The organism is Pseudoscardovia suis (assembly GCF_002797875.1).
Lineage (GTDB): Bacteria > Actinomycetota > Actinomycetes > Actinomycetales > Bifidobacteriaceae > Pseudoscardovia > Pseudoscardovia suis.
The window spans coordinates 170862-186350 of the sequence record NZ_PGFC01000004.1; the positions used below are offsets into that span (position 1 = coordinate 170862).

Sequence of the window (15489 nt, forward strand, 5' to 3'; positions counted from 1 at the left end):
AGCACACATAAGAAAACCTCTGATGATTTGTCAATGATTCACGTCATCAGAGGTTTTTGTATGCCGTATTGTGTCCCCTGTATGCCGTTTTGTGAGTCCTCGTGATGCAATTTGGTGTGCCTTGTGATTTGATCCGCTGCTCGGCGCGCTTGCACAGCGGGCTAGCGGTCGTGTGTGCCCTTGTAAAGACACAAAGAAATGGAGATGCGGGGATACAAAAGAAAGCGAGGCATGAACAAGAAAAACCCTGTGCAACCAGCCACGAGGGGTTACACAGGGTATGCGGATGTGCAACGGCGGGCACCGCTGCAGCAGGTTAGCGATTATTAGTCCTCGAGCACTTCGATGGATTCGATGGTCACCGGTTCGAGCGGCATGTCGCGCGCGTCGGTCGCCACACTTTCGATGGCGTCCACCACAGACTTGCTGTCGTCGTCGCTGACCTCGCCGAAGATCGTGTGGTGTCCGTCAAGCCACGGAGTGGGGACGGTGGTGATGAAGAACTGGCTGCCGTTCGTGCCGTGCATGCGGCCGTCAGGACCGGGATGGATGCCTGCGTTCGCCATGGCGAGCAAGTAGGGGCGGTCGAACTTCACGTCGCTGATTTCGTCGTCGAAGATGTAACCGGGGCCGCCGGTGCCATTGCCGGCAGGATCGCCGCCCTGAATCATGAAGTCCTTGATGATGCGGTGGAACGTCGTGTTGTCGTACAGCGCGTCATTGCGGGTTTCGCCCGTCTCGGGGTCGCGCCACTCCTGGCTGCCTTCGGCGAGAGCGATGAAATTCTGGACGGTGAAGGGTGCTTTGTCTTCGAACAGGTCGACGGTGATGTCGCCCTCAGACGTATGAATGATTGCTTGTGTCATAGCCGTATCATACCCACTGCGGTTGTGCGCCACGCGACGGATGGGCGGCGTTCGCTGAACATCCGTCGCGTGGCGCGCTCTCCTGTGGGCGCCGTGTGTGCCTGTGCGCACACGGGGAGGGAGATGCGGCCTCGGCTTTATGTTTAGTTTTCGGGTGGGGCGGGTGTGATGCGCGTGGCGCGCGCGACGTCCACGAGGGCCTGTTCCAGGCGGGCCGCCATGCGGGCGCGGCGCCTGGGGGACTCCACGTCCAGGCACAGGCGCACGGCCGCCTCCCCGCCCACGGGCGCGACCAACGCGATGGAAAGGGAGGAGGCGTTGCGCGCCTCCCAGCGCACGCCGAACGGGCCGCCGTCCCACGCGCCGCGAGACACGGAACGGGGCTCCCCGCACGAGACGCGCCACCGCCCCACCCACTCGTCCCACGCATCGTCCCCGCCGGGCCCGTCCCAGTCGCCCTCCTCCAGGTACACCCATGCGACGGGCTCCCCGTCCCGTCCGGGCAGCGACCATTGGAGCAGCACCTCGGCCGCGGACGGAGTCTCCTCCACGAACCCGCCGGCCGGGGCGGGCAGCGTCACCACGCTGCCGTCGCACGCGCTCGCGCTCGCATCGGGCGGCGCGGCCGGGGGCATGCCGCCCGGATGCGCCGCCTTCCACCCGTCCAACGCCGCGTACGCATCCAGCACCGCACGTCCCAACGCCACCGGCGGCGCACCAGCAGGAACCCGGATGCTACACACCTCGTCGCCGAGGTCCTCGCCCACCCTCGGCGGGTATGCGTGCACCCAACAGACTCCGTCCTCGTACTTCCAGACAATGATGAAATCATTGTTGCGTGCGAACGACCTCCACGTCTTGTACTTGGTGTCGTGCCGCCAGTAGTTCCGCTGCTCCTCTAGGTCCATCTCGATGGGACCGGTGCGCTCGATGTACGCATACGCTTGCTCCAGCGCCTCGCCGATCCTCTCCGCGGTCGCATCGGCGCCCCGCAGGCTCACGAAGAACCTGTCCGTGACACGCAGTATGCCCCAGCATTTCACATACGGGAAGAACAGGAATCTGTCGCCCTCCCGATTCACAGCAACCAACTCGATTATCTCCCTAGACATGATCCTCCTTCACTTCGCGATCTTGAAAACAACCTGCACGTCATGCACACTCAAACCAGCATGGGTGTCATGCAACACCCTGAGCGTCTCAGCCACTTTGTTGGTGATTGGTGTGTCCGGAAACACGACTTCCAGGACCTTGAAGTCATAATCCGCGGTAGTCAAATTATCATTACCACCGTGAATGGGCCGGTATCTGTTACCGTTGTCGTCGACTTTCTTCAGATAATTGTCCTCGAATCCTTCCAAATCCGCTATGTATTTCTCAAGCTTGCGTCGTAACGTGTTGGGATCTTGATAGCTGTTTGCGTCCAGGTCGAGGCTTTTCGTGCTCACCAGTTTTCTGTCTTCCAGTCTGTCCGCGACGGGGAACGTGCGCCCCAACCCACGTCCGGTGGAATGCCCGTTGAGATATTCGTCGATGATACTGCCGCGTTTCAGCCCTTTTTCATCCCAGACGTTTCCGCCGATAGTAGCCGTTTCCTTGATGGGGAGGTCACGGGTGGACGAGATGAAGTTATCGCCAAGGCCTGCTTGCTTGAATGCCTCAACCAGATGCCGTTTTTCATTCTTGGTGAGCTTGGTGTAACCTCTTTCATTGAATTCCGCAGCTGCCTCGACGAATTCATCGCTCCCCGCCAGTTTTTCGACAAGGCTCGGACAACGCTTTTCCAAAATGCCCAGCAGTCTCGAAGCTTTCGCAGGATCGTCGATGTTGCGCAGAATGAACTTTCCTGCTTTCGCCACACTCTTGGAGACGTCACCTACTACAGGGACGATTCCAACGGCGCTCAGTGCTGCGAAGTGGTAATCGTGATGGATGGTGTTTGCAATCACGTCACGGATGTCGGAGAAAGGAACGACGCCGCCGATAACCTGACCGGCGAACGTCACGGGATCATTGTCATCCGTAATGAAATCGCCGCCGAGCGCGCCTACGGCGAAACACGTGAATTGCTCAATCCAATTCTTGTCATAGACGTAAGGGCTGAAGCCTTCTGCTACTTCTGCACCATCGGGGAAGCTGTCGCCGTCTAGATTGGACTTGGTTGGGTCGAAGTTCCGGCGTATTTCATCGCCATCGTCAAGACCATCATTGTCCGTATCAGGATTCAACGCATCGGTTGTGAAATCAGATTCGTCGCTGTCGGCAATACCGTCACCATCCGAATCGTCCAGTGCGGGATTTGAGATGAGCCGCCCTGTTACGGTCACCTTGGTGCGGTTGGCGTTGTATGCGTATTCGAGCTGGGCGATCTCGTCCCCGTCTACAATGCCGTCGCCGTCAGTGTCGGGGTTATTTTTGTCCAATGTGAGCGAAGTCCCATTGAACAGTGCAAGATGGTCTTCGTACCAATCGGCAATGCCATCGCCGTCGCTGTCGGTCTCGATATCAATGAGCTTGCCGATGTTCTCATAGATACCGTTCAACGCATCGGCATCTTGGGAATGATATGACTCGCCGCCGGTCTGGCTGGCAAGCATCTTCATGCGTTGCTCGAACGAGCCTCCCGGCCCGCCTCCTCCCAAGCCGACGGTGTTGATCTTGACCTTACGTTTGTTGGCTGCTGCAACCACCGTGTCATGCAGGTTCGCGTCGTAGGTCTCTCCATCGGAAAGTACAATGATGGTGCGTAACGTTGTGTCGTCTTCACCTTCGAACATGTCTAGGGCTTTTTGCAAACCCTTGTACATGTTGGTGCCACCCAAGTTGTGAAAATTCAGGTCGCTCAGAGCGCTTATAGCTGTTCCCGCATCCTGCAGGCCCCCGGTCAGGTCCGTTTGGTTGTCCGCGAAACGCACGATTCCTGCGCGTGCACCATCAGGGAAACGTCCTATAAGGTCACGGGCAACGGAAAGGCGCTTTTTTCCGGGATCGTTGCCCGACATGCTTCCCGAATCATCAATGACGAACACGACTTGAACCGCGGTGTACTGCTCCGTGCTCCACATATCTTCCCACGTGAGAGAATCACGAAAAACAGTTCTGTTTATCAGCACGTATTTTGAGAAATGCGAAACAGTTGCAGTGGCTTCATTCCCCGTCACCACCGTGTTGAGTTCTTCCAAGCGCTGATTTGTTTCGTCCAGCCAGCAAATCACTGGATCGAACGTTGGGTCAGACAACAATACTTCGTCGAAGCGGAAACGCAGCGTTGCCGAACCTACCTGTCCGTCGATGGTGAACTCGTATGCGTTCCCGATAAGCCCCGGCATGTCCTCCGGAAAATACGTCGGGTTGTTGTATGCCCGGACCTTCACGGTGGCGGCTTGGTCGGCAGGAAGGTTCACCGATACAGACACGTTCACTTCGTCCTGCTCGGCGTCATCTGCCGGCACCGTCACATCGAACGCATGCTGAGGCGTGAATGGATCTGTGCCCCATCGGATTTCACGGCGGTCGTCCACACCGTCGCCGTCCGTGTCGGCGCGAAGCGGATTGGTGCCGGTGCGTATTGCCTCCTCGCCGTCATCGAATCCGTCGCCATCGGTGTCTGCAGCAAGGGGATCCGTTCCAAGATCCCGCTCTTTTGAATTCACCAGTCCATCGTTATCGGGATCCTCGGCATCATCAGGTACGCCATTGGCGTCACTATCTACATCGGAAAGGGACGTACCCGTCCTCATTGCTTCGAAACCATCGGTCAGCCCGTCACCATCGGTATCCAAGTCCCCGCCGAAAACCGCGTCAAGCACATCCGGGATGTCATTGTCATCGCCGTCGTTAGTTGGTTCTCCACACGACCATGTGCCGCTGTCCCAGCTGCACACACCTGATGCTTCATAGCCAGGGGCCCCTCTTGCGGGGCTCTGTTGCGTGGTGTCGGTGAACAGCACTCGTGCAGTGGAATATTTCGTTATCACATAGGAATACCACTCGTTTGACACTTGCTTCATCGCACTGCCGGGCCAAGCGGGGCCGGTGTCGGTGTCGGAAGCGTAATAGTAGATGCGTGGAGCGTTCCAGTCCGATGGTTTGTGGAACAGCACGAGCACGCCGTCAGGTTTTGTGGTGGTCCATGCCCCGTTGCGGTACCACGATTCGGAGGTTACCAGCGTGCCTTCCTCACCGGCTGCCGGTATTTGTCGAGAGCCTCCGTCGTTGAACAGCACGCGTGCGGATTGCATTCCGAAAATGGTGGCGGCGTACCATCCATCGCCTTCCGCATGCATGGCATCACCGGGCCATGTCGGCCCTCTGGCCGCGTCGGAATAGTAGTACATCCTGACCGTTCCCCAGTTTGCATAATCGTAGAAGTGCACGGTGAGACCTTGGGGCATGGAATCGTATTGTTCACTCCCCACGAACCATGTCTCGCCATCGACAAGGTAACCGGGTTGGTTTGTCCCAGGATGCTGGGATTTTCCGCCGTCGCTGAACATCACGCGCAATCCATGCGTCGCATCCACAGTGACGCTGTACCAGCCTTCGCCTTCATCAGCCATTCGTACACCCGGCCATGAAGCCGAATGCACATCATCGCCATACACGTATGCGAACGGCTCCGACCATCCGGCGGAATCGTAATAATGAATCGTTGTTCCGCTGGATTCGTCGGTTGTTGCTGGGGATGTCTCGGTGGCGGCGAAAGCCATCGGGACGGGTAGCATCATGAGTATCGAAAGTATTGCGCACAGTGCGCAAGAAAGACGGGAATTCCTCATAGACTTTCTCTCTTCCTTGTAGCCGGCGCTCCCGTGGCCGGTGTGGTTCAATTACAACAGATGAGTGATCCCGATGCAAATCGAGTGTGCATGCTGGTTTGAGTGTGCATGCCGTGCAGGTTGTTTTCAAGATTGCGAAGTGAAGGAGGATTGCGCAATGATGAGCATGGAAGTCGCTGTGAACCGGGAGGGCAACAGGCTCCTGTTCCTGCCGTATGTGCTGTGCTGGGGCATAGATAGGCTCACGGACAGGTTCTTCGTGAGCCTGCGGGGCGCCGATGCGACCGCGGAGAAGATCGGCGAGGCGCTGGAGCAAGCGTATGCGTACATCGAGCGCACCGGTCCCATCGAGATGGACCTAGAGGAGCAGCAGAACTGCTGGCGGCACGACACCAAGTACAAGACGTGGAGGTCGTTCGCACGCAACAATGATTTCGTGACTGCCATGAAAAACAAGGATGGTTCATATTATGTATGTGCTTATCCTCCACGCAACCGTGATTTGGTAGGCGACGAGGTGTGTAGCATCCGGGTTCCTGTTGGTGCGCCGCCGGTGGCGTTGGGGCGTGCGGTGCTGGATGCGTACGCGGCGTTGGACGGGTGGAAGGCGGAGCATCCGGGCGGCATGGCCCCGGCCGCGCCGCCCGATGCGAGCGCGAGCGCGTGCGACGGCAGCGTGGTGACGCTGCCCGCCCCGGCCGGCGGGTTCGTGGAGGAGACTCCGTCCGCGGCCGAGGTGCTGCTCCAGTGGTCGCTGCCCGGACGGGACGGGGAGCCCGTCGCATGGGTGTACCTGGAGGAGGGCGACTGGGACGGGCCCGGCGGGGACGATGCGTGGGACGAGTGGGTGGGGCGGTGGCGCGTCTCGTGCGGGGAGCCCCGTTCCGTGTCTCGCGGCGCGTGGGACGGCGGCCCGTTCGGCGTGCGCTGGGAGGCGCGCAACGCCTCCTTCCTTTCCATCGCGTTGGTCGCGCCCGTGGGCGGGGGCTCGGCCGTGCGCCTGTGCCTGGACGTGGAGTCCCCCGGGCGCCGCGCCCGCATGGCGGCCCGCCTGGAACAGGCCCTCGGAGACGCCGCGCGCGCCACGCGCATCACACCCGCCCCACCCGAAAACTAAACATAAAGCCGAGGCCGGCGCAATTGCGTGTAGGGTTTGGAACCGCGCATTGCGCGGGCGCCGGCAAGGTCCACGTCAGCTAGCAGCAGTTCGTCACCGGCACCGGCTTGCGCGACTGTGGAGCCATCCGGCCCGGCGATGATGGATCGGCCGGAGAACTCCATGCCGTCTTCCGCTCCGCACCTATTGCACATGGCGACTATCGCGCTGTTGTGGAAGGCCTGCACCCTGACCTCCCAATCGAACATCTCCAGCGGTTCGGCCAACGTATTGGCGGTGGGCACAAGCACAAGGTCAGCTCCGCGCAGCACGCTGGTGCGAATCGACTCGGGGTAGTGCCGGTCGAAGCAGATCACTATGCCGATGCGCCCCAGCGGAGTGTCAAACACATGGAATCCGTCGCCGGGTGCGTAATAATCCTGCTCATAGAATTTCTCAGCCTGCGCGATATGCACCATCTGTTGTGTGCCGACGAGTTCACCCGTGCTGCTGATCAGCAAGCTCGTGTCGTATCGTGAGCCGTCCTGTTCGATATAAAGGTTCGGGCTTGCCCAGATGCCGTATGTGGCGCAGGCCTTGCGCAGCGCGTGCACCTGTGGCCCGTCGATGTTCATTGCAAATTGGGACGCATCGCCGTAGGGGCTGCGTTTGCGGGGATATTGGGGAAAGAACGGGGAAAGCTGCACTTCGGGGAACATCACCAGACTTGCACCGGCTTCGGCGGAGCGTTCAATGAGGTCGATGCTGCGCGTCAGGTTGCGGTCCACTGCGGTTACGGTGTCATCGGCGGCGGCAGCCATGTGCATTTGGGCGAGTGCGATTCTCATGCACTCAGTGTGCTGCAATGCCGCGACTGTGGCAGAGACATTGCAGCACAGCAGCGCGGCAGAGGCATTGCAGCAGCATGGCGAATCACGGCGGGAACCGGGTTGCAATGCTCCGCGATGCGCGATACCCTGTAACGTTCTGCAGAGGCGGAATCAAGGTTCCGCCCTATGACCCCATGAAAGGACGCCGCACATGGCACATGATGACAATCAGGTGTTCACACCTGAGGAATCCCGCATGATCTGGATCGATTGCGAGATGACGGGACTTGACATCTTCCACGATGAGCTGTGCGAAGTGTCCGTGGTCCCCACTGATTTCAACTTCAAGGTGCTCGACAAGGGCATCGACGTGGTCATCAAGCCCAGCGACGCGGCGGTGGCTCACATGAACGACTTCGTGCGCCATATGCACACGTCTTCGGGGCTTGTGGACGAATGGAACCGCAGCGGCCTGCCTTTGGAGGAGGCCCAGCGCCAAGTGGTGGAGTACGTCAAGCGTTTCCTGCCGGCGAATGGCAAGGCGCATCTGGCGGGCAACTCCATTCACTCCGACAAGAAGTTCCTTGACCGTTACATGCCTGACCTCACGGCGTTGCTGCATTACCGCGTGATCGATGTGAGCACCCTCAAGGAGCTGGCGCGTCGTTGGTATCCGCAGGTGAGCCTCAACAAGCCCGCCAAGCACGGCGGTCATCGCGCTTTGGCGGACATCATCGAGTCGATGGACGAACTGCGTTATTACCGTGACATGTGTTTTGTGCCGCAGCCCGGTCCTGATGCTGACGCGGCGAAGGCAGGCGCGGCGAACGTGGAGCGCACGAGCCTGCTGCGCGTGTATGAGGAGGACGGCAATCCGGTGGAGGATCCGAACACCCCGCAGAAGGCGGATTACTGATCGGCGGGATTGCTAATCCCGCGGATTGCTGATCGGCGGGGTTACTGATTCCGCAGATTGCAAATCCGTGGGATTGCCGGCCTACATGAGGCTCTCGTCATAGATGGCGCGCGATCCGCCCACATACTTGGGGCGGTACCGCGCGCACACGAGGTGGGCGCTGCCAATCTGGCTCAGCGAGATGCGCAGCGGCACCGCGACGGGACGCAGATGCATGCCGATGAGGGTGTCGCCGATGTCCATGCCCGCTTTGGCGAGGTGCCGGATGTCTTCCACCAACACCGGGTCGTCGAAGCGCTGGTAGGCGATGGTGCCGAACGCGCCGCCCGCATGATTGGGCTGGGGAATGGCGTTGACCTGCTCGAGGTCATAGCGTTCCATGCAGCCGCGCTCCATTACTATGGCGCGGTTGAGATGCTCGCAGCATTGCGCCGCGAGAAACACGCCGGCGGGCTTGAGCACGGATTGGATGCCATCAAAAAGATACGGTGCTACGCGCATGGATGTGTGCGTGCCAATGCGCTCGCCCAGCACTTCGCTTGATGAGCAGCCGACCACGAAGATGTCGCCTGCCTTTTCATGCGAGGCGGCGAGCACTTCGCGCGCCGCCTGCGCCGCCTGTTCGCGCACCTTCTCATAGAAGGCGAGCTCCTCGCCGGTGGGGGCGGGGGATTGTGTTGCGCTGGCTGCGCTCGCTGTGCTGTTGTGTGATGCGGAGGAATCGTTCATATCTGCCGGTCCTTTTCACAGTCAATTTCCAAGTCTTCTAAAAGAATTGTAAGTGGGCATATCGCTTGTTGAACGCGTTCGCCTGCCGAATAACCCCGCCGATAATCCTTGTCCAAAAACCGTTGAATAAACACTGCAACAATCCGTGCCGAAATCCTTGCCAAATCCCGTGCTGAATCTTGGAATCCCGTCCACAATTCGCACAGGATTCAACGGATGGCTACGGCGTATGCTGAAATGACTGGATGATTCGGCGCAAGTCGGATGGAATGGGTTGAATTGCCCCAACAGGTTGCAGGCGGGAGTGGAATGAAACAGGACGAGGCATTGCAGATCATGAACGCCGGTGCATCGGTGTTTCTCACCGGCGCGCCGGGTGCGGGCAAGACCTATGTGCTCAACAAGTTCGTGAAACACGCCCGCGCGACGGGGCGCACGGTGTCCGTCACAGCAACCACGGGCATCGCCGCCACGCACATCGATGGTCAGACCATCCACTCGTGGAGCGGCATTGGCGTGGCGCAGGCACCCAGCGAGGCGCTCATTCGTCGCATACGCTCGTTCCGTCGCAAGGCGTTGCAAGGTGCTGACGTGCTCATCATCGATGAAGTGTCGATGATGCCCGCCTGGCAGTTTGACCTTGTGGATCAAGTGTGCCGTGCCGTGCGACGCGACCATAACGAGCCGTTCGGCGGGCTGCAAGTGATTGTTTCCGGCGATCTGTTCCAACTGCCGCCCGTCGTGTCTTCACAGCGCAACCGATTCGTGATGGAACATGATGACGAAGTCATGGAATTTCGCAAGGGGTACTCGGACGCCGGCCTCGATCCGGACGGTTTCATCACCCAGTCCTTCGCATGGCGCGACTTGGGTGCCGCAGTGTGCTATCTCACCGAGCAGCACAGGCAGGATGTCGGTGATCTGCTGCGCGTGCTCACGCATATCCGTGAGGGGCGCGTGACGCCTGAAGACAACGATGCATTGCTGTCACGCGTGCGTTCCGCGCCTGCGAATTCGTCCGCAGTGCGGCTGTATCCGACGAATCGACAGGCTGACCAGCTCAATGACATGCGCTTGCATCAGCTCACAGGAATGCCGCGCGTCTACACGGCGACCGCTACTGGTTCTCCCACGATCGTGCAGCATCTGAAGCGTTCGATGCTCGCCCCCGAGCAGCTGGTGCTCAAAGAGGGCGCTGCGGTGATGGCGCTGCGCAACGACACCGAACACCGCTACGTCAATGGGTCGCTCGGCGTGGTAATCGGTTTTGGCAGCCGCCTCAAGAACCGTGAGACGCAGCCGGACGCCGGGGCGCCGGTCGTGCGTTTCGAAAACGGCAACACGGTCACGATGCAGCCAGCGGATTGGGAAGTGACCGACAATGATGCGGTGCTCGCATCCGTGTCGCAGATTCCGTTGCGCTGCGCATGGGGCATCACGATCCACAAGTCGCAGGGCATGACGCTCGACGCCGCCGTCATGGACCTGCGTCGCGCGTTTGCGCCCGGCATGGGATACGTGGCGCTTTCCCGCGTGGAGTCGATGGACGGACTGTATCTCGAAGGATTGGGACCGCGTGCCTATGACGTGAGCGACGAGGCGATGCGCATTGACTCTGAACTGGCGCAGCGTTCCCAAGAGGCGCTCGAAACGCTTCACGGCGTGGGCGCCATCGCACTCACCCGTCCCACGCGATCGGCAGGAAGCGCTGACGGCAGCGGAAAGACTCACGGTGGCACAACCGCAAACGGCAAATCCGGGGCTGCTGGCAATGGCGGTGCCGACGCTGAGGATGAATTTTCACAAGGTTTTTCACAAGGCACGCTGTTCTGATTAATACCGGTATGTGCGGTATCGTGGCAACGACTGACATGCGTCAGAGTACGTCGGCTCATGCCGGCGGCATGCTGGCGCTGTCGTTGGCACGCTCCGGTGGTCTGCGGATGCCCCGGCTGCCTTTCATCCATTACCCCCATCCGCCACACATACCCGTATCAGGTTCGGGAGGCACTCATGCAGCTTGACGCCGTGGCACCGGTCACCTTTGGGCTTATCGCAGTCAATGTCATCGTGTTCGTGATAGAGACGCTTGCCGGCGGCTCCACGAGCCTTCCCGTCGCACTTCGCTTCGGCGCCATGACCGTGCGCGACCTGCAGCGCGGGCAATGGTGGAGGCTGTTCACGTCGATGTTCGTGCACTTTGGTTTCGTCCATCTCATCTGCAACATGATGTCGTTGTATTACCTGGGCGAGGTGCTTGAGCAGAGCATGGGGTCGAGCATCATGGGCGGCTCGCAGTTCGTGCTCGTCGTTTACATATGCGCGGGTCTGCTGGGCAACCTCCTGACGTGGGCGGTGCAGCAGGGGCAGCGGCAATACAATGTCGTGTCGGCAGGAGCGTCCGGCGCCATCTGTGGTCTTCTGGGCGTGTATGTGGCGATGCTCATGGTGCCGGTGTTGCGTGACTACATGAACGTGCAGGGCATCATCGCTAACGTCGTGCTGTGCTTGGCGCCGGGCATGACGAACAAAAGCATCAACATGTGGGCGCATCTGGGAGGCCTCATTGCCGGGTTCCTGCTGGGAATGGGGTATTTCACCGTGCTGTTCGGCAGGTGAGACGGCTGTGCTGCTTGGTGGGGCGGCATCGCCGTGCTGCTTGGTGGGTGAGGTTGCTGCGTTGCTTGGTGGGTGACATGACTGTTCTCCCGGTGTGCGAACGCCCGGCGCAAGGCTTGGTCCGACGTTCGCCGAGGCAAGAATCCGCCGGCTATTGTTGTCACGCAACATGAATACTCTGAACGTATGAGCTCAGAAGTAATGAGAATGTCCACCCTCTTTTTGCGCACGCTGCGCGACAATCCGGCGGATGCCGACGTCGATTCCGCAAAGCTGCTGACGCGCGCCGGATACATCCGCAAGATCGCCCCTGGTCTGTATTCCTGGCTGCCGCTGGGCCTCAAGGTCCTCAACCGCATTGAGTCGGTGATTCGCGAAGAAATGGCATCCATCGGCGCACAGGAAGTGCACTTCCCCGAAATGGTGCCGCGCGCCCCGTATGAAGCGACCCACCGTTGGGAGGAATACGGCGAGAACATCTTCCGTTTCAAGGATCGCCACGGCCAGGATTACCTGCTCGCGCCCACCCATGAGGAAATGTTCACGCTCATGGTCAAGGACATGTATTCGTCCTACAAGGACCTGCCTGTCACGCTCTACCAGATCCAAAACAAGTATCGTGATGAATTCCGCCCGCGTGCAGGTCTGATTCGTGGCCGTCAGTTCATCATGAAGGACGCCTATTCGTTCACCATCGACAAGGAAGGCCTTGTCAAGTGCTATGACGAGGAACGCGCCGCATATCGCCGCGTGTTCGACCGTCTTGGCGTCAAGTACGAGATCGTGCATGCGATTTCCGGCCCGATGGGCGGTTCCGAATCCGAGGAATTCCTCGCGCCGCTCGCCATCGGCGAAGATACGTTTGCTAAGTCCCCGTCCGGCAAGGCATGGAACGTCGAGGCGCTCAGCACCACCACCCCCGATCCTGTGGATTTTGCGAACACGCCTGCCGCCACTGTGCGTCCGACTCCGGATGCCGAGAAGCTTTCGGGCATGATCAAGACGGCGAATGAAAAGTATCCGCGTGAGGACGGCCGTTCTTGGCAAGAGAGCGATATTCTCAAGAATTTCGTCATCGCAGTCAAGCACCCCGAGGACGATGACCACAAGGAGCCGTGGCGCGAGATTGTGGCGATTGGTGTGCCCGGCGACCGCCAGGTCGACATGAAGCGACTTGAGGCGAACTTCGCTCCCTGCGAGATTGAAGAAGCGACCGACGAGGACCTGAAGAAGCATCCCGAGCTGGTGCCTGGCTACATCGGCCCGATGGTGCTTGGTCCGCAGGCTCGCCGCGAGGGTTCCGGCATCGCCGAGCCCGTCAAGTACCTGCTTGACGCGCATATCGCGCGTGGCAGCGCATGGTTCACCGGTGCCGACAAGGACGGCGAGGACTATTACGACCTCGTGTGGGGCCGCGACTTCGAAGCCGATGGCATTGTTGAGGCCGTGCAGGTGCGCGACGGCGACATGAGCCCTGATGGCTCTGGCCCGCTGAGCTTCGAACGCGGTGTGGAGATCGGTCAGGTGTTCCAGCTGGGACTCAAGTATTCCAACGCGCTGGGTCTCAATGTGCTCGACCAGAACGGCAAGTCCGTGCCTGTGTGGATGGGCTGCTACGGCATTGGCGTTTCCCGCGTGATGGCGTGCATCGCCGAGTTCCACCACGACGAGCGTGGCTTGGCATGGCCGGTCGTTGTGGCGCCCGCTCAGGTGCACGTGGTCGCCACTGGCAAGGATCCCAAGGCGTTCGACGCCGCCGACAAGCTGGTGGACGAGCTGCACGACGCTGGCATCGATGTGCTGTATGACGACCGCACCGGCAAGGTGAGCCCCGGCGTCAAGTTCAAGGATGCTGAGCTCATCGGTGTGCCGCTTGTTGTTGTGGTTGGTCGCGATACCGTGAACAACGGCACGATCGAGATTCGTGACCGTGACGGTTCCAACGACGAGGCGGTGCCTGTCGAGCAGGCTGCGGCGCGCATCCGTGAGCGCGTGGCTGCGCTCAAGTAGGCGCCGCGCGCGACGGCCGCGGTGACGGCTGTCGGCGGTGCGTGCGGTGGCCGGTGCGCGGTGCACGCGTGATCCGCACCGCCTGTGACGTGGAGGAGTCGCCGAAGACGGAGGTTAGGATCCTGTTTTGAGGGTCTGTAACTTCCGTCTTCGGCGACTTTTTGATTTGTCGCCGATGGTGGAGGTTTGGCCCCCATTTTTGGTGTGCGTAACCTCCGTATTCGGCGAGTGGTTTATTGGGTCGCCGATGACGGAGGCTTGGGGTCTGTTTTGGAGAGTTGTAACCTCCGTCTTCGGCGAATCCTGGATTTGTCGCCGATGGTGGAGGTTTGGCCCCCATTTTTGGTGTGTGTAACCTCCGTCTTCGGCGAGTTGTGGATAGGGTCGCCGAAGATGGAGGTTAGGGGTTCATTTTGGAGGTCTGTAACTTCCGTCTTCGGCGAATCCTGGATTTGTCGCCGATGGTGGAGGTTTGGGCGGGGTGGGTGAACCGTCTAACTTCCGTTTTCGGCGGTTGGTGGATGGGGTCGCCGATGGTGGAGGTTAGACGGTTCATTTGATGCGCGGTGGCGTGCCTGAATCCTGAATGTAGTCTGAAAGAATCCAAAAAATGAGGGAAGTTGTCCACAGGGGTGATTCGCACAAGGGAAGACGGTCCACATTGGTCAAATAACCGTCGGTGTTTGGATAAAATGCGCGATAGTGGTGTCACCTTCCGCGGCAGGTTGGTGTGGTGATTCGCATCGCGTTCCCTGGCCGCACTGGTGCTGGCGCGGGAGGTGCTCCGCACCGACAGGCGTTGCGGAGTCTTGGGTTGGTGGCAATTCCGGCTCGCGTCAGGCGGTCGGATGGAATGAAAGGAATGCCATGGTCCAGCAGTCTACAGTGACGGTGACCGGATATGTGGGTGCCGATCCCAAGATGCTTGGGGAAGGCGAGGGCAAGGTGCCTTGCTGTGTGTTTCGTGTGGCAAGCACGCGCCGGTATTTTAACCGCAAGGATGGCAGGTGGGAGGATCTTCCCACCACGTGGATGCAGGTGCGCACTTACCGTAGTCTGGCGCTCAACATCAAGGATTCCATCTCGCGCGGAGATCCTGTGATTGTTAATGGTCAGTTGACTTCCGACAGTTGGAAGGACTCTCAAGGCAATACGCGGACGGCGCTGTCCATAGAGGCACAGTCTGTCGGGCATGATTTGAGCCGTGGGGTGGCACGATTCCAGCGTATGGCGCCATCCGACCGTGAGGATGGGAGTGCCATTCGTCGCACGGATGCCCCTCATGATGCACAGCAGCAGAATCCTGAATTTGAAGATGAGGACCAGGAGGCTCAGTTCTGAAGATAGGGAAGCGTGATTGACAAAGCCCGTTGCAGCTGGTCATGTGAGTGCAGATGGTTAGTGAATGTAGACGGTTAGCGAGTGCAGGCGGCTAGTGAGGTAAGTCTGTACCAAGGCCTCCGGTTGCCTACTGGCCGGTGCGTTGCAGGACGGGTGTTGCAGGATGGGTATAACTCGGCGGGTGTTGCAGGCAGGTGTAGCTGGACAGGCGCGGCTCATCTAGTGTGTTGATCAGCGGGTGTCGCCGGCGGATGTTGCCGGCGGGTATCGCTTGGCAGGTTGCCTGCCGGGTGTCACTCGGTAG

General features: G+C 59.8%; 11 protein-coding genes. 6 read left to right on the plus strand and 5 right to left on the minus strand.

Annotated elements, in window-relative coordinates:
- Positions 1-326: 326 nt before the first annotated feature.
- The 3 genes from CLV65_RS06175 to CLV65_RS06185 all read right to left on the minus strand — a co-directional run bounded on the left by CLV65_RS06175 (position 327) and on the right by CLV65_RS06185 (position 5593).
- Positions 327-866: a peptidylprolyl isomerase gene (locus CLV65_RS06175; RefSeq protein WP_094691927.1), complete on the minus strand. Its 540-nt coding sequence runs from the start codon at positions 864-866 to the stop codon at positions 327-329.
- A gap of 143 nt (positions 867-1009) precedes the next feature.
- Positions 1010-1978, minus strand: coding sequence for a hypothetical protein (locus CLV65_RS06180; protein ID WP_094691926.1), 969 nt, complete (start codon positions 1976-1978; stop codon positions 1010-1012).
- A 9-nt stretch (positions 1979-1987) separates the two neighbouring features.
- Positions 1988-5593, minus strand: coding sequence for a starch-binding protein (locus CLV65_RS06185; protein WP_158216111.1), 3606 nt, complete (start codon positions 5591-5593; stop codon positions 1988-1990).
- A gap of 208 nt (positions 5594-5801) precedes the next feature.
- On the opposite strand from CLV65_RS06185, the gene CLV65_RS06190 reads away from it, so the two are divergent.
- Entirely contained in the window at positions 5802-6761 is a 960-nt protein-coding gene (locus CLV65_RS06190) for a hypothetical protein (RefSeq protein WP_094691924.1), read from the plus strand.
- Here CLV65_RS06190 and CLV65_RS06195 read toward each other — a convergent pair.
- Positions 6758-7588, minus strand: coding sequence for a carbon-nitrogen hydrolase family protein (locus CLV65_RS06195; protein WP_094691923.1), 831 nt, complete (start codon positions 7586-7588; stop codon positions 6758-6760). The genes CLV65_RS06190 and CLV65_RS06195 overlap by 4 nt on opposite strands.
- A gap of 193 nt (positions 7589-7781) precedes the next feature.
- Here CLV65_RS06195 and orn point away from each other — a divergent pair, with 193 nt between their 5' ends.
- A complete protein-coding gene (gene orn, locus CLV65_RS06200) occupies positions 7782-8486 on the plus strand; it encodes an oligoribonuclease (protein ID WP_094691922.1) in 705 nt (234 codons plus the stop codon).
- Positions 8487-8567: 81 nt separating this feature from the next.
- Here orn and CLV65_RS06205 read toward each other — a convergent pair whose 3' ends face one another.
- Complete coding sequence (locus CLV65_RS06205; RefSeq protein ID WP_094691921.1) at positions 8568-9215, minus strand: TIGR01440 family protein; 648 nt, start codon at positions 9213-9215, stop codon at positions 8568-8570.
- A 309-nt stretch (positions 9216-9524) separates the two neighbouring features.
- Between CLV65_RS06205 and CLV65_RS06210 the strand changes: the two genes are divergently transcribed.
- From CLV65_RS06210 to CLV65_RS06225, 4 genes are all read left to right on the plus strand, one after another.
- Complete coding sequence (locus tag CLV65_RS06210) at positions 9525-11048, plus strand: ATP-dependent DNA helicase (RefSeq protein WP_094691920.1); 1524 nt, start codon at positions 9525-9527, stop codon at positions 11046-11048.
- A gap of 180 nt (positions 11049-11228) precedes the next feature.
- The gene (locus CLV65_RS06215) at positions 11229-11834 is read left to right on the plus strand and encodes a rhomboid family intramembrane serine protease (RefSeq protein ID WP_157847237.1); all 606 of its coding nucleotides are present in this window, start codon (positions 11229-11231) and stop codon (positions 11832-11834) included.
- Between the two features lie 186 nt (positions 11835-12020).
- Positions 12021-13844, plus strand: a complete 1824-nt coding sequence (locus tag CLV65_RS06220) for a proline--tRNA ligase (protein WP_094691918.1) — start codon at positions 12021-12023, stop codon at positions 13842-13844.
- A gap of 867 nt (positions 13845-14711) precedes the next feature.
- Entirely contained in the window at positions 14712-15185 is a 474-nt protein-coding gene (locus CLV65_RS06225; RefSeq protein ID WP_094691917.1) for a single-stranded DNA-binding protein, read from the plus strand.
- Positions 15186-15489: the final 304 nt, after the last annotated feature.